This is a genomic window from Streptomyces sp. PL-25 (genome assembly GCF_058344915.1).
Window position 1 is genome coordinate 756,761 of the sequence record NZ_CP136997.1, and the last position, 22,074, is coordinate 778,834.

Annotated in this window: 18 protein-coding genes; 5 read left to right on the top strand and 13 right to left on the bottom strand. The window is 73.3% G+C overall.

Annotated features, from left to right (window positions below):
* Positions 1 to 28: 28 nt before the first annotated feature.
* The 4 genes from R4Z62_RS03270 to R4Z62_RS03285 all read right to left on the bottom strand — a co-directional run bounded on the left by R4Z62_RS03270 (position 29) and on the right by R4Z62_RS03285 (position 4,270).
* On the bottom strand, positions 29 to 1,261 hold the full coding sequence (locus tag R4Z62_RS03270; protein ID WP_491519069.1) for an MFS transporter: 1,233 nt from the start codon (positions 1,259 to 1,261) through the stop codon (positions 29 to 31).
* 2 nt (positions 1,262 to 1,263) lie between these two features.
* Positions 1,264 to 1,875, bottom strand: a complete 612-nt coding sequence (locus tag R4Z62_RS03275; protein ID WP_491519070.1) for a winged helix-turn-helix domain-containing protein — start codon at positions 1,873 to 1,875, stop codon at positions 1,264 to 1,266.
* Positions 1,876 to 1,921: 46 nt separating this feature from the next.
* Positions 1,922 to 2,587, bottom strand: coding sequence for an SGNH/GDSL hydrolase family protein (locus R4Z62_RS03280; RefSeq protein WP_491519071.1), 666 nt, complete (start codon positions 2,585 to 2,587; stop codon positions 1,922 to 1,924).
* Positions 2,588 to 2,677: 90 nt separating this feature from the next.
* Positions 2,678 to 4,270: an FAD-dependent monooxygenase gene (locus R4Z62_RS03285; RefSeq protein WP_491519072.1), complete on the bottom strand. Its 1,593-nt coding sequence runs from the start codon at positions 4,268 to 4,270 to the stop codon at positions 2,678 to 2,680.
* A 192-nt stretch (positions 4,271 to 4,462) separates the two neighbouring features.
* Here R4Z62_RS03285 and R4Z62_RS03290 point away from each other — a divergent pair, with 192 nt between their 5' ends.
* Positions 4,463 to 7,729, top strand: coding sequence for an ATP-binding protein (locus tag R4Z62_RS03290; protein WP_491519073.1), 3,267 nt, complete (start codon positions 4,463 to 4,465; stop codon positions 7,727 to 7,729).
* Between the two features lie 97 nt (positions 7,730 to 7,826).
* Here the strand turns inward: R4Z62_RS03290 and R4Z62_RS03295 are convergent, their stop codons facing one another.
* The 4 genes from R4Z62_RS03295 to R4Z62_RS03310 all read right to left on the bottom strand — a co-directional run bounded on the left by R4Z62_RS03295 (position 7,827) and on the right by R4Z62_RS03310 (position 10,318).
* Positions 7,827 to 8,744 (bottom strand): DUF6891 domain-containing protein, encoded by a 918-nt coding sequence (locus R4Z62_RS03295; RefSeq protein ID WP_355475703.1) that lies wholly within the window; start codon positions 8,742 to 8,744, stop codon positions 7,827 to 7,829.
* 85 nt (positions 8,745 to 8,829) lie between these two features.
* Positions 8,830 to 9,507, bottom strand: a complete 678-nt coding sequence (locus R4Z62_RS03300; protein WP_382844344.1) for a hypothetical protein — start codon at positions 9,505 to 9,507, stop codon at positions 8,830 to 8,832.
* Positions 9,508 to 9,827: 320 nt separating this feature from the next.
* Positions 9,828 to 10,031: a hypothetical protein gene (locus tag R4Z62_RS03305; protein ID WP_237305293.1), complete on the bottom strand. Its 204-nt coding sequence runs from the start codon at positions 10,029 to 10,031 to the stop codon at positions 9,828 to 9,830.
* Entirely contained in the window at positions 10,010 to 10,318 is a 309-nt protein-coding gene (locus R4Z62_RS03310; RefSeq protein ID WP_491519074.1) for a hypothetical protein, read from the bottom strand. The genes R4Z62_RS03305 and R4Z62_RS03310 overlap by 22 nt, the downstream gene beginning before the upstream one ends.
* Before the next feature lie 102 nt (positions 10,319 to 10,420).
* Here R4Z62_RS03310 and R4Z62_RS03315 point away from each other — a divergent pair, with 102 nt between their 5' ends.
* From R4Z62_RS03315 to R4Z62_RS03325, 3 genes are all read left to right on the top strand, one after another.
* Positions 10,421 to 11,230, top strand: coding sequence for an OBAP family protein (locus R4Z62_RS03315; RefSeq protein ID WP_355475717.1), 810 nt, complete (start codon positions 10,421 to 10,423; stop codon positions 11,228 to 11,230).
* A 586-nt stretch (positions 11,231 to 11,816) separates the two neighbouring features.
* The gene (locus R4Z62_RS03320) at positions 11,817 to 12,341 is read left to right on the top strand and encodes a hypothetical protein (RefSeq protein ID WP_491519075.1); all 525 of its coding nucleotides are present in this window, start codon (positions 11,817 to 11,819) and stop codon (positions 12,339 to 12,341) included.
* Positions 12,342 to 12,589: 248 nt separating this feature from the next.
* Positions 12,590 to 15,946 carry a trypsin-like serine protease gene (locus R4Z62_RS03325; protein ID WP_491519076.1) on the top strand — a complete coding sequence of 1,119 codons (3,357 nt, stop codon included), beginning with the start codon at positions 12,590 to 12,592 and terminating at the stop codon, positions 15,944 to 15,946.
* 69 nt (positions 15,947 to 16,015) lie between these two features.
* Here the strand turns inward: R4Z62_RS03325 and R4Z62_RS03330 are convergent, their stop codons facing one another.
* The 5 genes from R4Z62_RS03330 to R4Z62_RS03350 all read right to left on the bottom strand — a co-directional run bounded on the left by R4Z62_RS03330 (position 16,016) and on the right by R4Z62_RS03350 (position 21,280).
* On the bottom strand, positions 16,016 to 16,951 hold the full coding sequence (locus R4Z62_RS03330; RefSeq protein WP_159393068.1) for an XRE family transcriptional regulator: 936 nt from the start codon (positions 16,949 to 16,951) through the stop codon (positions 16,016 to 16,018).
* Positions 16,952 to 17,200: 249 nt separating this feature from the next.
* Positions 17,201 to 18,328, bottom strand: a complete 1,128-nt coding sequence (locus R4Z62_RS03335; RefSeq protein ID WP_491519077.1) for a CynX/NimT family MFS transporter — start codon at positions 18,326 to 18,328, stop codon at positions 17,201 to 17,203.
* A gap of 183 nt (positions 18,329 to 18,511) precedes the next feature.
* Complete coding sequence (locus R4Z62_RS03340) at positions 18,512 to 19,222, bottom strand: FadR/GntR family transcriptional regulator (RefSeq protein ID WP_355475724.1); 711 nt, start codon at positions 19,220 to 19,222, stop codon at positions 18,512 to 18,514.
* Between the two features lie 109 nt (positions 19,223 to 19,331).
* Complete coding sequence (locus tag R4Z62_RS03345; RefSeq protein WP_064531325.1) at positions 19,332 to 19,937, bottom strand: response regulator transcription factor; 606 nt, start codon at positions 19,935 to 19,937, stop codon at positions 19,332 to 19,334.
* On the bottom strand, positions 19,934 to 21,280 hold the full coding sequence (locus R4Z62_RS03350) for a sensor histidine kinase (protein WP_491519078.1): 1,347 nt from the start codon (positions 21,278 to 21,280) through the stop codon (positions 19,934 to 19,936). The genes R4Z62_RS03345 and R4Z62_RS03350 overlap by 4 nt, the downstream gene beginning before the upstream one ends.
* A 169-nt stretch (positions 21,281 to 21,449) precedes the next feature.
* Here R4Z62_RS03350 and R4Z62_RS03355 point away from each other — a divergent pair, with 169 nt between their 5' ends.
* Positions 21,450 to 21,929 carry a hypothetical protein gene (locus R4Z62_RS03355; protein ID WP_064531326.1) on the top strand — a complete coding sequence of 160 codons (480 nt, stop codon included), beginning with the start codon at positions 21,450 to 21,452 and terminating at the stop codon, positions 21,927 to 21,929.
* Positions 21,930 to 22,074 lie beyond the last annotated feature (145 nt).

Consider the following 22,074-nt stretch of genomic DNA (forward strand, 5'->3'; position numbering starts at 1 on the left):
GTGATGCGCGCACGCTGGTGAGACCCCGTCAGGCACTCGTCGTCACGGGGCCGTTAGGTGGTGTTCCCGTCGCCGGCTGAGCGGTACGGGTGGCCAGGTAGCACGCCGCGACCGATGTGAGCACCGCCATCAGGACGAGCATGACGCGGTAGTCAACGAGCGCGACCAGTGCGGCTCCGACGGCGATCGCCGCGGTCTGCGGCACACCGATCAGCACACCCAGCGCCGCGTCGGCCCGCCCCATCAGGCGGGCGGGCGTGCGCCGTTGGAGGAGGGTGGTGCCGCCCGCGATGATCCAGGGCAGACCCGTCCCCATGAGCACGGTGCCGGGCACGACCGCAGGCAGAGCCGGGACGGCGGTCAGGAGGAACCCCGCAGCAGAGAGGACCAGCCCGAACACCACCGTCTGGGCTTCCCCCGCACGCCGCATGAGCACCGCGGCACCTGCCCCGGCCACCACGGCACCTGCGGCCTGCGACGCCCCCAGCACCCCGACGAAGGCTGGCGGGCGGTGCAGTCCGGAGTCGACCACCGCGAAGAGCACCGACTGCGAGAACCCGAAGGCGATGACCGCGATCATCGTGGCGACGGTGAACTGGCGCAGAGCAGGAGTCCCCGCAATGTGCCGGAAACCGGCGGTGAGACGGGCCCCGGCTGCCTGCCGTTCCTCCTCCGGCCCAGGGTGTCGCGGCCCGTTCTCCCGTAGGCGGATCAGAGCGACCAGCAGGGCCGCGAGGGCGAAGGTCGCGGCGTCGCCCACCACCAGCGGCGCCAGATCGAAGGTGGACAGCACACCCGCGCCCAGGAGCGGCGCGACCAGTCGCACTCCCTGGAGCAGCGTCTGGAGAAGGCCATTGGCATCGCCCAGGTGCTCGGGCGGTATCAACGTCTGAGTGAGCGCGGTCATGGCCGAGCCGGAGGTGCCGTTGGCCAGTCCGTACAAGACCATGACGGCGTAGCAGATCCAGATGCCGTGGCGATCGTGCACCAGCAGCAACGGCAGCACCAGCACCATCGAGAACAGGTTCAGAGCGATCAGCAGCGGCGCGCGGCGCAACCGGTCCACCACAGCACCGCACAGAGGTGCGCCCAGGGTGCCTAGAACGAAGGCGAAGAAGGTCAGACCGGCGGCCGAGTCACTGCCGGTGAGCTCCTTGACGCGGACGCCGAGAGCGATCCACAAGGCGTTGCTCCCCGCCATGTCGATCAGCTGGGCCAGCACGAGCAGCAGGATGTCACGGCGGACGAGCAGGGCTCGCACGATCAGTCATCCAGCGGGCGCAGGGCGTCGGCGGGGAACGTGAACTGGATCAGCTCCATCGGGACGGCGCCCTCGGGGCGCAGCGAGGGATCGTCGAGCCGCTCGCGGTAGCGGTGGAGAAGCGCGGTCATCTCCCCCAGGAGGGACTCGGCTTCCTCCGGGGTGAGGTGGAAGACCGCGTCTGCGGAGCTGGTGATCCTGCTCCAGTCCCCGGAGAACCCTGCCCGCATCGCGCCGACCTTGCGGATCCGCTCCAGCCACACCTCCCAGAGCACCGCGCCGAGCGCGGCGGCGGCGGTCGTGGTCTCGGTGTCGCCGGCGTCGGCCGCGTCCTCGAGGCGGAAGCCGATGTGGGTACGCCGCCAGGGGCGGCTGCGCCCCGCACCGCCTCCTGCCTCCTCCACGAAGCCGTACTTCGCCAGCGTGCGCAGATGGAAGGCGCAGTTGGTCGGGGACTCGCCCACCATCCGGGCGGCCTCGGTCGCGGTCAGCGGCTCGCGGCGGCCGAGCGCTTCGAGCAAGGCCAGGCGTGTGGGATGGGCGAGGGCACGCATGGCCTTCGGTTCGGTGAGGTCGCGGGGTTCACGGGGAGCGACGCCTTCTTCGAAAGACATGTTTCGATACTCTACGCTCGAAACATGTCTTTCGAAAGGGGGACGGTCAGGCGACCAGCCTCAGCCACGCCTCCCTGAGGGCGGCGTGGCCCGCCGGGGTCGGGTGGATGCCGTCGGCGGCCCAGTGCGCCGGGCCGGTCGCCGCGGCGAGCTGGGCGAACATGCCGTCGGCGGCGAGCAGCCGGGCGCCGTACCGGTGGGCGAGGTCGCGGACGGCCTGGATCTTGGGGTCCAGGTCGGCGCGCCACTGCTTCCAGTCGTCCGGGCCGATGTGGTGGTCGTCGTCGATGTCCAGGCTGTCGCTGTACGGCAGAAGGAAGGGCTCGACGAGGATCAGTCCGGTGCCGCGCTCGGCCAGCGGCGCGAGCAGGCGGTCGTAGCCGGCCGCGAAGTCCTCCACGGGGATCATGTAGCCGTCCGGGTCGAGGGTGTGCCAGCCGACGTCGTTGATGCCGACGAGGATCGACACCACGTCCGGACGGGCGTCGAGCACATCGGTCTGCCAACGGGCCTCCAGGTCCATGACCTTGTGGCCGCCGACCCCGGAGTTCAGCCAGGTCACGGGCCGGTCCGGGTGCCGCAGGCCCCACTCCCCCGCGATGTGCAGCGGGTAGCCGGACCCGAGGCCGACCTCGCTCGCCGACCGCCCGCTGTCGGTGATCGAGTCGCCGGTGAACATCACGGTGGTTCCCGGGCGCAGGGTGATCGTCATATGTGCTCCTTGAGATGTGAATGGGTGGGAGGGGAAGGTCTTCGCAGGGGGCCGTCGCAGGGCGGCCACCGTCTCACCTAGCGGCCTCTCCTAGCGGCCGAACCACCGCTCGGCGGCCCGCTCGAACGGTCGCGGGTCGACGTCGCGGCCGGCCGCGCAGGCGACGAAGCCGTCCGGGCGGACGAGGACGGCGCCCAGGCCGAGGTCGTTCTTCGCCGTGCCGGCCGCGTAGCGCAGTCGGCTCGCCCGGCCGGTGGCCGTGTCGCGCAGGCGCCGGTCGGCACTGAGGTCGAGCAGGACCCCTCGGCCGTCCCGCAGCAACTCGCCGAGGCGGGTGCCGTCGTCGAGGCGGAGGTCGGGGGCGGTGCGTCCGGTCAGCGGGTGGTCGCCGCCGAGGTCGTAGCGGATCGACGTCCCGGACAGCCTCCCGAACATGTGGGTCGTCCCGTCGCGGGTCGCGAGCAGGTCGCCCAGCATCCCGCGCAGCGCGCGGCCGTGCTCGTCCGGCCGCATCGCCGCCACCTGGACGCGCGAGCGGTCGAGCACGTCGGCTCCCACGGGGTGCCGTTCGCGGGTGTAGGTGTCGAGGAGCCCGTCGGGCGCGTGTCCGCGCACGGTCGCCGCGAGTTTCCACCCGAGGTTCATGGCGTCACCGATGCCGAGGTTGAGCCCCTGGCCGCCGAGGGGTGAGTGGATGTGCGCCGCGTCACCGGCGAGCAGAACGCGCCCGAGCCGGTAGGTCGTCGTCTGCATCGCCCGGTCGGTGTAGGTCGACACGAGCGAGACGCCGTTCAGCGTCACCTCCGTGCCGGACACGCGGCGCAGCACGGACTGGAGGTGGCCCAGGGCCGGGGGCCGCGAGCGGTCGAAGACACCGCCGTCGAAGTCCATCACGCCGAGGTGACCCTCGGCGGGCATCCGGAGGTACATGCCGTGCGGTGTGTGGTGGAACCCGGGGCGCAGCAGATCGGGCTCGGCGACGTCGGCGAGCATGACGTAACCGGTGAACCGCGGTCCTGAGCCGGTGAATTCGAAGCCCGCGAGTCCGCGCACCGTGCTGCGTCCGCCGTCGCAGCCGACGAGCCAGCGCGCCGGGTACGCCTGTCCGCCGGCTCGCGCGACCACGTGTTCGTCGTCCTGTTCGACGCCGGTCACCGTGACGCCGCGCCGGATCTCCACGCCTAGCAGGGCCGCCCGCTCGGACAGCAGCGCCTCGACCGCTTCGAGACAGGTCATGACGCCGTCCCCGGCCGGGCCGGGCAGCCGGAACGGCAGGGCGGCGAGGTCGACCCGCGCCGGATCGAGCACGATGCCCGCGAAGTGGCCCACCGCGCGGGGAGGGGACGGCTCGTCCGTGTCCGTGTCCGTGTCCGTGTCCGTGTTTGTGCCCGTGCTCGGGTCGGTGTCCGTGCTCGGGTCGGTGTCCGTGCTCGGGTCGGTGTCGGGTCCGGGGCCGTCCTCCGTGCCCGTCGCTGCCGCACGGAGCACGGGCAGCATCCCCCGGCGGTAGAACGCCTCGACGGATCCGGCGGACAGGCCCCGCATCCCGAGCGGATCGGCCCGCCACGGGGAGCCGGGCGCCGGCTCCCGCTCCAGGACCAGGACCGAGCAGCCCGCGAGACCGAGTTCGCCGGCGAGGAACAGCCCGACCGGACCACCGCCCACGATCACCACGTCATGCACGACAACCACCTCTCCGAAGCCGTTTACCGCACGGCTTCCGCACGACCGGGCCGCGGTCCGTCCGCGGCCTTCCTGCGTCCCGGCAAGACTGGGGCGGGCCGCTCACACGGGACGCACACGCCGCTGACACGCGGGCAGACGGCGCCCCCGCTCGGTGGGCGGGCCCGGTCAGCCGTGTGCGAGGATCGTGGAATGGACGGGGGTACACGGCTTCGGGTCACACTGCTCGGCGCCTGCCAGGTGTCCCGCGACGGCGCCGTCCTGCCCGTACCGGGCGCCCGGTTGCGGGCCCTGGTCGTACGGCTGGCACTCGCCGGCGGCCACCCGGTCGGACCGAACGGCCTCATCGAGGCGATCTGGGCCGAAGAACCGCCCACCGACCCGCCCCACGCCCTCCAGGCCCTCGTCTCCCGGCTGCGCCGGACCCTCGCCTCCGCCGACGCCGTCACACAGCACGCGGGCGGCTACCGGCTGGCCGTGGACGCCGCCGACGTGGACGCGCTGCGGTTCGAGCGGCTCGCCGCCGAGGGCCGTGACCGGCTGCGCGCCGCCGATCCGCGGTCCGCGGCGGCGGTGCTCGGCGAGGCGGTGGCGCTGTGGGACGACCGCCCCGGCACCGAACCCCCGGCCGTCTCGGCGGTGGCACCCGCCCTCGCGGCCCGGCTGGCCCACGCCTCGGCCGAGGCCGTCACCGACCTGGCGGATGCCGAACTGGCCCTCGGCCGCGCCGACATGGCCGCCGCCCGGCTCGCCCCGCTGCTGGCCGAACACCCCGTCCACGAGCGCGCGGCCGCGCTGCTCATGGACGCGCTCGCCGCCCAGGGCCGCCAGGCCGAGGCCCTCGCCCTGTACGAGCGGGTCCGCGAGCAGTTGGCCGACACCCTCGGCACCGACCCCGGCGCCGCCCTGGGCGAACGTCATCTGAACCTGCTGCGCGCCGAGCGGCCCGCCCCCGGCGCCCCGCGGATCCGGCGGGACAACCTGCCCGCGCCGCTGACCAGCTTCCTCGGCCGGGACGACGACCTCGCCCGGATCGAGGAGCTGCTCACCGCCGGACGCCTGGTGACGGTGCTCGGTCCCGGCGGGGCGGGCAAGACGCGCCTGGCCGTCGAGGCGGCCCGCCGCCACCGGGACGCGTACCGCGACGGCGTCTGGATGGTCGACCTCGCCTCCGTCACCGAGCCCGCCAAGGCCGGTGCGGCGCTGCTGGCCGCGATCGGGCTGCGCGGCTCGGCGCTCTTCGACGCCCCGGCCGGGCTGCGCGGCGCACCGGCCGACGAAGTGGACGCCCTGGCCGACCAGTTGGGCGGACACGAAGCGCTGCTCGTGGTGGACAACTGCGAGCACCTGGTCGACGCCGTGGCGCATCTGATCGCGGCCCTGCTGGCCCGCTGCGCCGCGCTGCGGGTGCTCGCCACGAGCCGGGAGCCGCTGGCGGTCGACGGCGAGGCGCTGGTCCCGCTCGGCCCGCTCGCCCTGCCGGAGCCGGACGCGGAGCTCGCGCCGGCCCGCCGTACGGCGTCGGTGCGCCTGTTCACCGAGCGGGCGGCGGCCGTACGGCCCGGATTCGGTGTCGACGAGCACAACCTCACCGAGGTGCTGCGCGTCGTGCGCGGTCTGGACGGCATGCCGCTCGCCCTCGAACTGGCCGCGGCCCGCCTGCGCACGCTCTCGCTGACCGGCCTGGCCGCCGGGCTGTCGGACCGGTTCCGCCTGCTCACCACCGGCAGCCGGACCGCGCTCCCCCGGCACCGCACCCTGCGCGCGGTCATCGCCTGGAGCTGGGACCTGCTCGACCCGGACGCCCGCACGGTCGCGGAGCGGATCTCCGTCCTGCCCGGCGGCGTCACGGTGGCCTCGGCCACCGCGCTCCGCGACGGCACCGCGGTGCCCGCCGCCGATGTCCCGGAGCTGCTCGCGGACCTGGTCGACCGGTCGCTGCTGCACCTCGCACCGGACACCGGCCGCTACCGGATGCTGGAGACCATCCGCGAGTACGGTCTGGAGCGCCTGGCCGAGCAGGGCGCGCTGCCCGGCGTACGGGACCGGGCCGCCCGCCACTTCGCCGAACTGGTCGCCCACCACGACCCATTGCTGCGCGGCCCCGGCCAACTCCCCGCGCTGCACGCGCTGCACACCGAGTACGACAACGTGCTCGCCGCCCTGCGCCACCTCTGCGACACCGCCGACACCGGCGCGCTCTCCCTCGCGGTGGACCTGATCTGGTACTGGCAGATGCTCGGCCGGCACCGCGACGCCGCCCACTGGCTGGGCGAGGCGGTCGCGCTGCCCGCCGGAGGGCCGAGCCTGACCCGCGACATCGCCGAGGGGCTGCTCGCGCTCAACGTCTCCGCCACCCGGGGCGCGTCGGCCGACGACTGGTTCGAGGAGCGGCGCGACGGACTGCGGGCGCTCAACCGCCGGTTGCTCGACCATCCCCGGCTGCCGGGCCCGAGCGGGGTGCTGACCGCGGTCTGGCTGGCCTCCCTCACCGGCGCCGAGGTGCCGCCGGGCGTCCTCCAGCGACTCGTCGAGGGGCCCGATGTGTGGGCGGCCGGTATGGCGTGCCTAGTCCGGGCCCAACTCGCCGAGAACGACGGCTGTCTGGACCGGGCCCGTGACGATCTGCGCGTCGCGCTGGAGTGCTTCACCCGGGCGGGCGACCGCTGGGGCCTGGCCAGGGCACTGCCGATGCGCGCGCTGGTACGGCAGTACGACGGCGATCTCGACGGCGCGCTGGCCGACGTGACCGATGCCAAGCGGCTGGCCCGCGAGTTCGGTTCGCTCGGCCTCAGCGACGAGATCTTCGTCGATCTCCGCCTGGTCGATCTGCGGGTACGGCTCGGTGAGACCGCGCGGGCCGCCGAGACGATCGCCGTGGCACGGGAGCGCGCGCTGCGCTCGTCGACGCCCGAGACGGCGGTCCTGCTCGATGTGCAGGAAGCCGCCCTGCGGACGCGGACCGGCGAGCTGGTCCGGGCGCGCGAACTGGTCGAGTCGGTCGAGGCTGGGCTGTCCGCACACCACCTGTTCGACGGCGACCAGGGTCAGGCCCTCGTCAGCACGGCGCGGGGCGCACTCTGCCTCGGACTCGGTGACGCGGCGGGCACGGAGGACGCGTTGGTCCGGGCACACGCCGCCGCGGCCCGCAGCGGGGACATGCCGCTGGTGGCGTCGGTCGCCGTGGCCGTGGCCGGCCTCGCCGCGCTGCACGGGGACCACCGCGAGGTCGCCGTCCTGCTCGGCGCGGCGTCCCGGCTGCGCGGCGCCCACGACCGCACCGACCCGCAGGTCCGCGCGCTGAGCGAGCACGGCCGGGCCGCGCTCGGCGACGAGCGCTTCGCCGAGGCGTACGAGCAGGGCCGTCGGCTGGACATGGCGGCGGCCCTGGTCCGTACCGATCCGACGCGGCCGCGCGGAGCCCGGCGGACGCCGCACGACGCCCGGCACTCGGGCTGACGCTCGCTCCGGCCAGGATCCCGGCGCGCGGCTCCCGGCCTCCCTCGGCTCCGGCGGGGTGGTTCCGACGCCGTCCGGCGCCGGGCGACCGGCGCCGTCAGCCCACCAGCCGTCGGCGCCAGTCGAGCGCGGTGAGGTGGATGGCCCGGCCCGGATCGCCGTCCCAGGCGGTGGTCAGTCCGACGGCTTCGAGCGCGGCCGCCACCTCGCGCCCGACCGCCGCGGTGGTCTCCTCCGAGCCGTCGAAGCCGCCGTACAGAAGCATCAGTCCGCGGCCCACGGCGGCGGAGTCGGTGCACTGGGTGTGGAAGTAGACGAAGCCGCGGGCGCCGGGCGCCGCCTCGGCGCCGATCTCCGCGTTGCCGCAGGAGCGGCAGCAGGTGAAGTTCTCCCGGGCGGTGATACCGGCGGCCTCCAGCGCGGTGAAGGCACGGGTGAGCCGCTCGGGGTCGGTCTCACCCTCCCACCCGGCCTGCTCCTCGACGCGCTCCAGCCACATCCGGTCGGCCAGCGCCTGCGCCTGCTCCCGCGAGAGGGGACGGCGGTCCTCGGTGACCAGGTAATCCTCGGCCAGCTCGGCCAGTTCCGCGCGCGAGGCGTAGCCGCCGACCAGCACCTCCCGTACCCGCCCCTCCAGTTCGGCGCGCTCGTCCGCGCCGAGGGCGGGCGGCGGCACGTCCCGCGCGGGCCCCATGTCGAGCAGGCGCCACTCCAGTCCCGCGTCCCAGCCGGTCTCCTGGCGGGCCCAGCCGGCCATCGCCGCCGACACGGCTTCGGGCCGGTCCGCCAGGACCTGGAAATGCCGGTCGGGGGCGCCGTCGCGGTGTTCCAGCGTGTAGTCGCCACCGGCCTCGTGCCAGACCTGGACGAAGACGTCGGGCAGGTCGGGTATCCGCTGGACGACCAGGAACCGGTCGCCGTCGCCGCCGATGCGCCGCACCAGCGCGGCCAGTTCCCCGGCGGACACACGGAGGTGCCGCTCCTGGTTCTCCGTCTTCACCACGATCTCGAGCATGCACAGACTCTGGCACACCCCACTGACAACACCCCACTGACAAGGTCCCGCTGACACGGTCCCGCTGACGAACTGCCCGGTGGTGTCACGCCGCCGGTGGCGCGGCGACCGGCTCCTGCCCGCGGCGGGTGCGCCGGTACCAGAGCGCGGTCGCCGCGAGACCGGCCAGGACGGCCGCTCCGACCGCTCCGCCCTTCAGCAGGCCGGGCGGCCGGAAGCCGCGGCTGACGGAATCGGCCGTGCCGTCCAGGGGCACCTCGATCAGGCCGAGGTAGGCGGCGGCGGGGCGCGCGGGGCCGTCACCGGCCGAGCACCTCCAGCCCTTGATCCGCGCAATCGCGAGGATCGCCGTGCCGGTGCTGCCGGCGGGTATCCGGGCGATGACGGAGTGTCCGCCCACCTGGATCTGGGTGGCACCGGTGGCGCTCGACTGCTGCACGGCCCGCTCCAGCCGGCCGGGGACGAGACAGCCGATCGGCTGCTCCGGCAGGTCCAGCCATCCGGTGTGGCGCAGCTCGACCCGGACCTTCCCGGAGGCCGGTACGACGCCGATGCTCCGGAGCGGGGGCCGGACGGCGGGCAGCTTCCCGGCGAACGCCACCGGCCGGCCGCCGTTCATGGTCGCGGAGCCGTTGAACGTCAGCGCCGAGAGGTACGCCCGGCTGCCCGGCGTACAGGTGGTGGTGAGGGTGACCGGTCCCCTTCCGCCGCGGGTCCTGGTGATCGGCGCCGGCGGATCGTAGACACGGGCGCCGAGCAGCATCTCCTGGTTGGCGAAGACGGAGGTGCCGAAGCGCCGAAGCGTGTCGTGCCGTCCGGCAGGCGCAGCCGGGGACGGACGGTGACCAGCGGCGTTACGGCGGTGGTGGCGGCCCGCGGCACCTTGCCGGGCCCTCCCGCCGGATCCTGGACCAGGCGGATGCGCGTACCGACGGAGAACAGGGCATCGGTCACGGGGTTGTCCAGGCTCACCAGGCGCCGGCCCTTGGCGAAGTAGCCGTAGCCCAGCGAGGTCAGCGTGTCCTGGGTGACCTGCGCGGTCAGGCTGCTGTAGTAGCCGCCGCTCCGGCCGCCGACGACCATCTAGTCGTTGCGCCCGGGGTCCTCGCCGGGATCGGTGCGCGAGCGCGGCCAGTCGTCGGCGGCGGCGACGGCGTCCGCCACGGCCCGTTCCTGCCCGCCCAGCCGCGGCGACCAGGATCTGTGCCGCGGTTCCGGTTGCGCGACCCGCATCCCGGCCACGGCCGTCTCGCCCGCCTGGGCGGTCACCAGGAGGGCGACGGCCACCACCGGCAGGACCCGGGCCTCCGCGCCGCCAGGGCGAGGGCGGCCAGGACCGCCAGGACCGCGGCGAGCGCGGCCGGCCGGGGCAGGCCGTCCGCGGTGGACAGCCAGGCCGCGATCAGCAGCAGGCCGCACAGCACGAAGGTCCTGGCGGTCGGGACGCCGTTGGGCTCGGCGCCCGCGTGCCAGAGCAGGTGGGTGGGCCGCCGGTGCAGCGAGAGCGCCACGAGGCAGATCGCGGCCGGCCAGCCGAACCGCGTCCGGGCCGGCAGGGCGCGGTGGAACGGCATGGCCAGCGCCAGCGCGAGCGCCGGGGTGCCGATGTACAGCGCGGGTGACTCCGTGCTGCCGGTGGCCCGTTACGGCCGCCGGGCACAGGGCACTCGCCGGTCATGGCACTCGTACGGAGCACACAAGGCATACAGCGCACGCGCGGTCACGGTCCGGGGACGGCCGCGGCTCTCGGCATCGGTGCGGGTGTCGGTGTGGCGGCGGGCGCGGTGGCCGCGGCCGGTCTCCTGCTCGGCAGGAAAGCGGCCACGATCGGCAGGCTCGGCAAGGGACACCCGCTCAAGCACCGCGCACTGGACCTCGCGGCCGGAGCGATACAGCCGAAATACCCGCTCGACGCGATGAGCACGTATCTCAACGGCTTCCACCTGTACGCCGACGACATGGGGCGGCAGGTCGAGGCCACACACTTCTGCATCCACCTCCGCCCCGACCTGCACCAGTGCGTGATCTTCGACCGCAACGCACCGGACGCCCGGCTGATCGGCATCGAGTACATCATCAGCGAGGAACGCTTCCGCGGCCTGCCCGAGGACGAGAAGCGGCTGTGGCACAGCCACCACTACGAGGTGAAGTCCGGCAGCCTCACCGCCCCCGGCATCCCCGACCTGGCCGAACACGCCTACTTCGAGGATCTCGTCACCACCTACGGGAAGACGTTCCACACCTGGCAGTACGACCGCGACGACTTCCCCTACGGCATCCCGCAGCTGATGATGGGCTTCACCCAGGACGGCCAGGCCGCGGACGAGATGATCCAGGCCCGGGACGACAGGCTCGGCATCTCGACCTCCCGCAAGCGGCGCAACCGCGAGGACATCCCCACGCCGGAGGTCGCGCCGGGCGCCAACGCGTGGGAAAGCGGCCGCACGGTGCAGACACGTATCGAGGAGACGGAGTTCAAACGCTGAGGTGAAGGCGTCCGCGCCGGACAGCTCGTGAGCCGTGGTGCCGGTCTTCGGCCGTGGCGGTCAGACGTCTCGCCTCCGGGGGAACGGTGGCAGGGCGTGACCCGGCAGCCGTACACGGCGTGAATACACCGGCAAAGTGCCGTCCGCGGGAGCGGGCTCGGTGTAGCACTCCAGAAGCAGTTCGCCCCGCAGGTCGTCGAGTTCGTCGGGCGAACCCTCCAGCAGAGCATCGGCCCATACGTCGACGGTCGCGTTCTTCAACGCCTGGTTCGGAACCCGTCGGAATTCCCCGGGACCCAGCACCGTCCATCCCGGCTCCCCGTCCGCGCGGAACAGCAGCCGCCACCAACACGGCCGCCAACAGGGCTCCTTCAACGAGGACCAGCTCCCGATCTCGTCATATGCCTTGTACGTGACGGCGTACCACCCTACGCCGCCCGGTCGACGGGCTGCGTCCTGGGACGACGCGCCGACCGGGAGCCGGCGCCCTTGCGAGATGATGGGGCGGCCGAACGATCCGAAGACCTGTAGGACCTGCCTCCGCACCCGGCCGACGGGTGCGGAGGCAGTCATCGACTGGAGCCGCATGCCCGCCCGCCGCAGTCTCGCCGTCGTCCTCGTCGCGTTCGCCGTCGTGCCGGCAGGCGGCTGCTCGGACCGGAAGGGGCCCCCTCCCGCCTCGGCGGCGGTCCCCACCTGGGAGGGCAAGGCGGAGCAGGAGGACGCGCTCCGGAGCGCCGAACAGGCTCTGAACGCCTCGGAGATCGAGGACTCCGCACGTGTCGACGAGGGGATGGTGAGCCTGCCGCAGGGGCTGGACAGGACCTTCGCCGCCGAGGGACGGCCCCACACCTTCGACATCGCCTGTCAGGCTCCGGGCCCCCGCTCGATCACGCTGACCCTGGACCGGGGCACCGCGAGGAGCGAGTGGGAGGTGACGTGCGGAGACCTTGAGGCGGACCAGTTCAACATCCCCTCCGGTGTCCGCTTCGCTGCGCGCGTCCCGCCGATGGGACCGGACGCCCAGGGGCTGGTGCTGTGGCGGTTCAACGCCGTGGACCCCGGTGACGTGAGCGGATGCGAGGACGACATCGAGGGGTGCGAGGACTGAGCGGTGCCGGCGCCGCCGGTCCCGTCGAGTCGAGCGGTGTGAACCGTGTGAACTGACGCCCCGCACACCTCTGTTGACAACCGGCCCACCACCCCCGCTCCCGCCTGCGCGTTCGCGATGCGACGCGGCGCATTCTGTGAACGTCGTGGAACGTCCACTGAGGAGGTCCTGTTCGGCCCGCGGGTCACTAGCTTGGCGCGGTGTTTCCCATCCCCCATCTTGGAGGCATCGTGTCACGATTGCCGATAGTGGCGCGGACGGCCGCCGCGGCGGCCTGTCTGGCCACGGTGGCCGCGCTGGCCGCGGCCGTTCCCGCGGCGGCCGACCCACATCCCAGGACGTCCCTGGGAGCCGGCGGGTCGGCTCCGGCGGGCGCGCACCGGCTCGGTGTGACGGCGGCCGGCCGCACGATCGACGTCGCGCTGTCGCTCAGACCGCACGACGAGGCCGGGCTCGACGCGTTCGTCGCGTCGGTCAGCGACCCGGCGTCACCGCACTACCGCCACTACCTCACCAGCGCGCAGTACAACGAGCGGTACGCGCCCCGGGCGTCCGACGTCGCCGAGGCGAGCGCCTTCCTGAAGTCCAACGGGCTGCGTGTCACGAAGGTTTCGGGCAACCGGCAGGTCATCGACGCGACCGGCACCGCCGAGCAGGTGCAGACCGCGTTCGGCACGTCGATCGGCGACTACACCGACGCCGCGGGCAGGCACTTCTACGCGAGCGACAAGGCGCCCTCCGTGCCGTCCGCGCTCGCGTCCACCGTGCGGGCGGTGACCGGTCTGACCGACCGGCCGGTGGCGCACCGGGCGGGCGGCGGACCGGCCGGGCACAGCGGCAGGACACCGGGCGGCAGGCCCGCGAGCGGTCCCGCCGGTCCGTCCGGCCCCGCCGGCGGGTACACGCCGGCCCAGTTCCGCACCGCCTACGGCATGAAGAACCTGTCCGCGTCGTACAACGGCTCGGGGCAGACCGTCGGACTGATCGAGTTCGACGCGTTCAAGCAGTCCGACATCGACGCGTGGACGAAGTACTTCGGCCAGCCGTCGGTGAACGCACGGGTGGTCCCGGTGAACGGCGGTGTCCGCAGCCCGGGGAACGACCAGCTCGAAGTCACCCTGGACGTGGAGTCGGTGGCCGCGACCGCGCCGAACGCCGCCCAGATCGTGTACGAGGCGCCCAACTCGGACAACGCCTGGGTCGACGAGATGGCGAAGATCGCGAGCGACAACCAGATCACCGTGCTGTCCGGCTCATGGCTCAACGGCGAGAAGTGCGAGTCGGCGCCCATCCAGGCGTCGCACGACTCGTACACCCAGATGGTCGCGCAGGGGGTCACCCTGCTGTCGGCCTCCGGTGACTGGGGGGCGACCGGCTGCGGCTACCAGGGCGACAACTCCACGGTGCAGGCCGACTATCCGCCGAGCGACCCGCTGTTCACCGGGGTCGGCGGCACGCAGCTGCGGACGAGCGACAGCGCCGGCACATACCAGTCGGAATCCTGCTGGAACCAGGGCGGCTCCGGCAACACCCGTTCCGGCGGCGGGTATTCGCAGATCTTCGCCAGGCCCGACTGGCAGCCCGGGACCAACAAGTACCGGTCGGTGCCCGATGTGGCGCTCGACGCAGACTACGGCGCCGGCGCCGTGTCGGTCTACATGAACGGCGGCTGGCAGGACGTCGGCGGGACCAGCGCCTCGGCGCCGCTGTGGGCCGGCTACATCGCCATGGTGAACCAGAAGGCCGGGGCCGCGGGCAAGGGCAACCTCGGCGCGATGAACCCGACGATCTACGCCGTCGCACAGTCGTCCCGGTACGGCTCGGCGTTCCACGACGTCACCACGGGCGACAACGGCACGTACCAGGCGGGCACCGGCTACGACCTGTGCACCGGCTGGGGCTCGATGCAGGGCGACAACCTCGCCGACCCGCTGATCGACGGCGCGACCCCGCCCGCGGCCGACGACTTCTCGATCAGCGCCGGTCCGCAGTCGGTGAGCGTCGACCCGGGCAAGTCGGTGACCACCACGATCAGCACCGAGGTCGTCAAGGGCAGCGCGCGGACCGTGGCGCTGTCGGCGTCCGGGCTGCCCGCGGGTGTGACCGCCGGCTTCGACCCGGCGTCGGTGACGGCGGGCGGCTCCTCCACGCTGACGCTGACCGCGGCGTCCTCGGCGTCGCCGGGACGGAGCGACGTCACCGTGACCGGCAAGAGCGCCGACACGACCCACGGCACCCCGGTGTCGCTGACCGTCAACGGCTCCGGGCAGGACGACTTCTCCATCGGCGTGAACCCGGGTTCGGCGACGGTGACCGCCGGGCAGTCGGCGACCGCGACCGTGAGCACCGCGGCCGCGCCGCAGGGGGTCCGTCACCCGGCGGCCGGAACGAGCGACGGCACCACGGCGACCCACGGCGTCGGCCCGGCGGTCGTGGGCGGCAGCCCGACCACGGTCGACAAGTACCCCTTCATGATCTCGATGCGCAGGAACGGCAGTTCCTTCCCCGGGCAGCAGTCGTGCAGCATGGCGCTCACCGGTCCGCACACGGTCGTCGGCGCGGCGCACTGCTGGCTGGAGAACTCCGGTGACAAGTGGTTCGTGTACGGGGCGACCGACCTGAACGACACCGGGTTCCGCGCCGACATCAAGAGCGTGTGGACCGACCCGGACTACCAGGGCTGGCAGACCGGCCACGACGTCGCCGTCTTCACCCTGGCGCAGGACGTCCCGGTGCCGTCCGGCATGATCTACCCGACGATCGCGACGGACACCTCGGTCAACACCCCCGGCACGATGGGCAAGGGCATCGGCTGGGGCAGGACCGGCGCCACCACGTACTCCGACGTGCTCCGCACGGTCGACCTGCCGGTGGCCGCGGATTCGGCGTGCGCGCAGCAGCCGGTACTGTCGTCGAACTGGAAGGGCGACGGGTCGATGCTGTGCACCGGCTACGCGGACGGCCACGCGGGGGTGTGCGTCGGCGACAGCGGAAGCCCGTTCCTTGAAGGCAACCAGATCGTCGGGTTCTTCTCCTGGATGTCCAACAACTGCGACACATACGGCGTGTACACGCGCGTGACGACGTACGCCGACGAGATCAAGGCCCATCTGCCGGGCAGCACCCCGCCCGCGGGTGACATCGCACTGTCGGTGAGCGGCCTGCCCTCGGGCGCGACCGCGAGCTTCGACCCGTCGTCGGTGAGCGCGGGCGGCTCGTCCACGCTGACGGTCGCCACGAGCGCGTCGACGCCCGCGGGGACGTACAAGCTGACGGTCAGCGGCAAGAACGCGACGGCCGGCCATGACGCCGCGTTCACGCTGACGGTCCAGGGCGGAACACCGACAGCGGTCACGGTGCACGACCCCGGCTTCCAGTTCACCCAGCACGGAACTCCGGTCGGTCTGCAACTGCGCGCGAGCGGCGGGAGCGGGACGTACACCTGGTCGGCGACGGGTCTGCCGCCGGGGCTCTCGGTCGACAGCCGGACCGGTGTGGTCAGCGGCACCGCGTCGCAGGCGTCGAAGATCTTCGACGTGACGGTGACGGCCACCGACAGCGGCGGCCGGAGCGGGAAGGCGGGGTTCAGCTGGTTCGTCTACTGAGGGGTACCGGGGGCTGCCCTGGCCTCCTCGTGGCGTGAGGGGCTGACCGGTGGTTCACCGAACCGCCGGTCAGTCCCATTCCCAGGACATGCCGACGATGCCGGGGCCGCTGTCGGTGATCACCAGGTGCGCGGTGCCCGACGGCCCGATCCACAGCGGGGCGCCGATGTGCCGGGGCGCGTGCACACCGGCCTGCCGGAACGGCACGCAGCTCACCGGGAGCCGTCCGGAGAACTCGGTCTGCAGGACGTACTGCCGGATCGGCCGGGTGAACCGGTGGTGGTAGAAGGTGAGTTCGGGTCCGGGAGGAAAGTGCGAGGTGAACTCCACGACGCTCCGCTCACCGGCGGCGAGGCGCTGTTCCAGGAGCAGTTCGCACACCGTGGCGCCGGTCGCGTCGTCGGCCCGTATCCGGCCCACCCGGCAGTACTTGACGTCGGACGGGACGGCGGCGGCCGAGTCCTCGGCCCAGAGCAGGACCACACAGCGGTCGACGCGGTCGGCCGACGCCTCGAACACCATCCGGGTGCGCAGGCTCGACAGCCGGTGGTCCTCCCCCACCAGCACGTGCTCGTGCACATCGAGCTTCCTGATCCGGTCGTCGGGCAGCGCGCCCATCGCGGCGAGCAGCGGCCGGTGGGCGGGCCAGAGCCGGCGCCGGTCGATCGCGTCCGGTTCGGCCTTGCGGCACCGTCCGCGCGGCCGGGGCGGACCGAGCCGCGACACCAGCGAAGCGGCGGGCAGGCCGAGTACCGCCTCCAGCCCGCGGACGGCGCGCAGCGACTCGGCGCGCTCGGGACGGCTGCGGCCGTGCCGCCAGTAGCTGAGTGCGGCGCGGCTGACCCGGACGCCCTGCGCGGCGAGGTGGTGCTGCACCCGTTCCAGACTCAGACCGCGGTGGTTGAGCGCGTAGTCGAGCACCTGGGCGAACGTGCCGTCCCGCAGGAGCCGCCGCAGCTCACGGTCGATCGGCCGGTCCCCGGGAGCGACCGGGTACGCGAGCACGGGCGGACCGGCCGGACCGGCCGGACCGGGGCCCGGCGGGTAACCCGTACGGTCGCTGTCCGTCGGCCGACCGGCGGGAACCGAGGGCGAACCGCTCGCCATCGCGTGCCTCCCTCCGCCCCTGACGGCATCCGGTCCACTATCGACGGCTCCCCGTCAAAGGTCCAGAGCGAGGTCCGCACCGGATGGTACGGGCCGGGGCCCGCCGAGCGGACCGGTCCGCCTCCCCTCCGGCGCGGACCGGCCGTCTCAGTGGGAGGGCTGATGCAGGTGCCGGTCCTGTCCCGCACCGTGTCCGGCGACCGCCGTGGCGACGCCGAGGACGGCCAGGACGACGAGCGGAAGCGTCCAGCTGTGCGTGGTGTCGTGCAGGATGCCGAGGAGAAGGGGCCCGGCCGCCGCCACGAGGTAGCCGATGGACTGTGCCATGCCCGCCAGCGCGGCGGCCTCGCCGGAGCTGCCGGCGCGCTGGCTCTGGAAGGTCAGCGCGAGGACGAGGCACGCTCCGCCGCCGAGTCCGAGCAGGGTGCACGCCAGGACGGACAGCGCGGGGGCGGCGGCCAGTACGGTGAAGCCGCCCGCCACGAGGACCGAGGCCCCGGCCGCGGTCCAGCGCTGGTCGTGGCGGCCACGGGTGAGCAGGGGCAGGAGGCTGCTGGCCGCCAGGGACACCACCTGGTAGGAGAAGAGCATCCATCCGGCCGTGGTGCTGCTCATGCCGCGGTCGATCAGGATGCTGGGCAGCCAGGCGACGGCGGTGTAGAAGGCCAGGGACTGCAGGCCCATGAAGAAGGTGACCTGCCAGGCCAGCCGCGACCGCCACGGCACCGGGCTGTGGGCCGCGCCCCCGGACTCCTGCGGCTTGTCACCCCGGATCCGGGGCAGCCAGGCGAGGAACGCCGCGACGGTGAAGGCGACGCCCCAGGCCAGCGCGGTGCGCCAGGACCCCGGCACGCTGTGGGCCAGCGGCGCGGAGACACCGGAGGACACCGCGGCCATGAGGCCCATGACGGTCACATAGAGCGCGCTGACGCCCTGGATACGGTGCGCGGGCACGCTCCGCCTGATCAGAGCGGGCAGCAGTACGTTGCCGAACGCGATGGCCGCGGAGAGGATCACCGTTCCGGCGAACAGGCAGACGACGGAGGGAAGGGAGCGGACCACCGTCCCGACGGCCAGCACACCGAGCGCCGCCACCAGCAGGCGCGCGCTGCCGAACCGGTGGGACGCGCGGGCGACCAGGGGCGACGTGGCGGCGAACGTCAGCAGCGGGAGGGTGCTCAGCAGGCCGCCCCAGCTCGCCGTCAGGCCGCTGCCGTGCTCGATCTCCGGCAGCGCGCCGACGCCGGTGAGGGTGGTGCGCAGGTTCGCCGCCACGAGACAGATGGCGACGAGAAGCCCGACCGACACGGCGGGCCGGGCGGGACCGGAGGCCGATGGTCCGGAGGCGGACGATCCGGAGGCGGACGATCCGGAGGCGGACGATCCAGGGGGCGGACGATCCAGGGGCGGACGATCCAGGGGCGGGATGCTGACGGGACATCGATGCCGGCCGCGTGCTCACTGGTCCTCCGCTGCTCGTGTCGTGCTGGTCTCGTGGTCATGGGTGAGCCGGACGATCGCGGCCGCCGCGTCGCGGGCGCCGCCCTGGTCTTGGGCCTCGATCGCATCGACGAGCCGCCGGTGCAGACGGGCGTGCTCCTCGGCGTGCGCGGCGTCCCAGGGCAGACCCCCCAGGGACGAGGTGAGCGCCGTGCCGAGGTAGTCGTACACCTCGATCAGCAGGTCGTTCCCGCTCGCCCGGACCACGGCCCGGTGGAAGAGCGCGTCGACGCTCGTGGCCGCGGAGGTGTCCTCTCCCGCGCAGGCCGCGTCGGCGTCGGCCAGCAGCTCGCGCAACTGCCGCAACTGGCTCTCGCTGCGGCGCAGGGCCGCGGTCCCCGAGGCGTACTCCTCCAGGACGGTGCGCAGCTCCAGTACGTTGTCCCGCTGCGCGGAACTCGCCCGCCGCACCATGACCGACTGGAGTTCGCTGGAGGAGCGGACATAGGTGCCGTCGCCGGCCCGCGGCTCCAGCAGGCCCAGGTGCACCAGTGCACCGATCGCCTCCCGCAGCGTGCTGCGTCCGACCCCGAGCTCCTCGATGAGGGCCTGCTCCGGCGGGATCCGCGTCCCCACCGGCCAGCCGCCCGACTCGATGTGCGAGCGGAGGCTGTCCACGAGCTGAGCGGAGAGGCTGGCCGTCCGCCGCGGTGCGCTGATGCGTTTCATGGGGACACCGTACACAAACATCAGACGTTTGAACATCGCAGGTTAGGGACGGCCGTACACACGGCGCCACCGGGCAGAATCCCTGCGCGTCACTCCACGCGGGCGGCGGTCAGAGCCAGCCGCTCTCCTCCGCGAGCCGGGCCGCCTCGGCGCGGGTGCGGGCCTGTGTCTTGCCGATCGCCGACGACAGGTGGTTGCGCACGGTGCCCTGGGACAGCCGGAGCGCCCTGGCGATGTCGGCCACGGTGCCGCCCTCGGCGGCGGCGCGCAGCACGTCCGCCTCGCGTCCGGTCAGCGGGCTCGCGCCACCGGCCAGCGCTTCCGCGGCGAGGGCCGGATCCACGAAGCGCAGTCCGGCGTGGACCCGGCGGATCGCGTCGACCAGTTGTTCGGGCGGGGAGTCCTTGACGACGTATCCGGCCGCGCCCGCGGACATCGCCCGCGCGAGGTAGCCGGGGCGGCTGAAGGTCGTGCAGATGATGGTGCGGCAGCCGGGCAGCGCCCGCTGGAGGTCGGCGGCGACGGTCAGGCCGTCCCGGCCGGGCATCTGCACGTCGAGCAGCGCGATGTCGGGCGCGGTCCGCTGCGCGGCGGCCAGCACCTCGGTGCCGGTGCCGATCTCGGCGACCACGTCGATGTCGGGTTCGAGCCGGAGCACGGCCGCGAGGGCACCGCGTACGAGTGCCTGGTCGTCGGCCAGCAGGACGCGGATCATGTCGGCTCGTTTCCTGTCGGGTCGGTTCCTGTCGGGTCGTTTCCCGTCGGCTCGGTTCCCGTCGGCTCGGTTCCTGGCCGCTCGGTCTTCTCTGAAGGCTGCGGAGGCCGCAGGGGCTGCGGAGATCGCGGAGACTGCGGAGGCTCGGGCGGGGGCGCCGGGCCCGGCCCGCGGGCGACGACCCGGAACCCGCCGCCGGGGGCGGGCCCGTGTCCGAGGGTGCCCGACACGGCGGCCATGCGTTCGGTCAGTCCGGTGAGTCCGTTCCCGGCGGCCGCATCGCCGGCCGGGCTGCCGTTGTCGGTGACCTCGACCCAGTCGGGTCCCACGCGGACCGTGCACAGTTCGGCGTCGGAGTGCCGCAGCACGTTGGTCACCGCCTCCCGCACGACGTAGCCGAACACCTCGCGCAGCTCGGGGCGCACGGCATCGGTCGCGGCGGGCAGATCGGCCCGTACTCCGGCGGCCCGCAGGGCCAGGCGGGCACCTGCGAGCTCGCTGTCCAGCGACAGGGTGCGGTAGCCGGAGATGGTGGCGCGCACGTCCGACAGCGCCGTGCGCGCCATGGTCTCCAGCTCGGTGACCTGGCCGACGGCGAGGGCCACGTCTCCGGTGGACTCCAGGATGCGCCGGGTCAGCCCCAGTTTGACGGTCATCGTGGAGAGGCTGTGACCGAGGACGTCATGCATGTCCCGGGCGACCCGTTCCCGCTCCTCGTTCACGGCCAGCCGCCTGACCTGCTCGCGCGCGGCCCGCAGATGGCCGATCGTGAAGTTGAGCGCGAAGACGGTGCCGAGTGCCGCGGTCACGCCGACGAGGATGGCCACCTGCGCCCAGGCCACCTCGCCCTGCGCGAGCCGCATCCAGAGGACCTGCCCCAGCACCGTGCCGAGGCCGAGGAGCAGGGCGTGGCGCAGCGGCAGGAGCATGAGCCCGATCGCGAGGGCGTAGGTCAGGTCGGTCAGGTAGTACGGCGACGCTAGGAGCACGGCCGGCGCCGCCCCGAGCAGGAACATCACGGCCACGATGGCGACACGCCCCCGCCGCAGCGCCATCGGCCCGTACCAGGACGCCGGCAGACAGCCGAGGGCGTAGCAGGCGACGAAGCCGATCGCGAGCCGGGTGAGCAGCGCAGGACCGGTGCCGTGCGCGATGTCCACGGCCCGAGCGATCAGGGTGAGGGAAGCCAGCGTCGTCGCCGCGGCGACGACCACGCGTCCCCGGTTCCTGCCCCGGCCCCGGCCGTACGCCTCGGGGCTGTCGGGCTGGTCCTTCCAGAAACTCCAGTCGGGCCACCGGTCGGCGGAGAACTCGTCCGGATCGCGTGCGCCCACGTCGAGCATGCTACGCCCGGCTGCCGCGGGGGCGCCGGAGCGGCGGCCCGGTGAGTGCTGTGTGCGTCATGCGGAAAGCGTGCACCGCCCATGTCCGGCGCGCCCGTCCGGGTTGTCACCCGCTCATGCATGACAGATGGCATGGGTGCGACCGGCGGCCCGGTGGTGCAGTGGAGACATGTTGCACGCGAAGAGGATCCACGTCCCGGCCCAGCAGTACGAGCTCACCGAGGACGGCCGGGCGCTGACGACGTTCTCGTTGCGCGGAGGCCGCATCGGCGCGCGGTTCACTCTGCGCGGGACCGACTACCTCGTCCGCGTTCACCGTTTCAGCGGTGTCCACGAACTGCTCGACGCCGACGGGACCGCCCTCGCGACCACGGACCGGGTGCGCCGCAACTGGAACCTCACGTCCTCCGGGCGGGTCGTCCGGTTCCGGCAGACCGCGGCGGCGGGCCGGGAGCACACCATGCTCGACGGCGACGGTGAGCCCGTCGGCACGATCCGCCGCACCGGGCACCTCCACACCGAGGTGACCGCCGACCTGCCGGGCCTGGACCCGCTGCTCCAGGTCTTCGCACTCGTCGTCGTCCTGCTGCGCGGGCGGCGCAAGCGGGCAGCGGCTGCGGTCAGGTCCGCGTCGCTCTCGGGCGGCTGACACTCCCGTCCTCAATTCTTGTCACTTCCCCAATTCCTGTCGCCACAGCGCCACTTGCGCCGGAGCGTCGGTTCCGCGCTCGTACACCTCCCCCGCACGCCGTCAGTACAGTGTTCACACGCCATTCGCAAGGCTCGACAAGGAG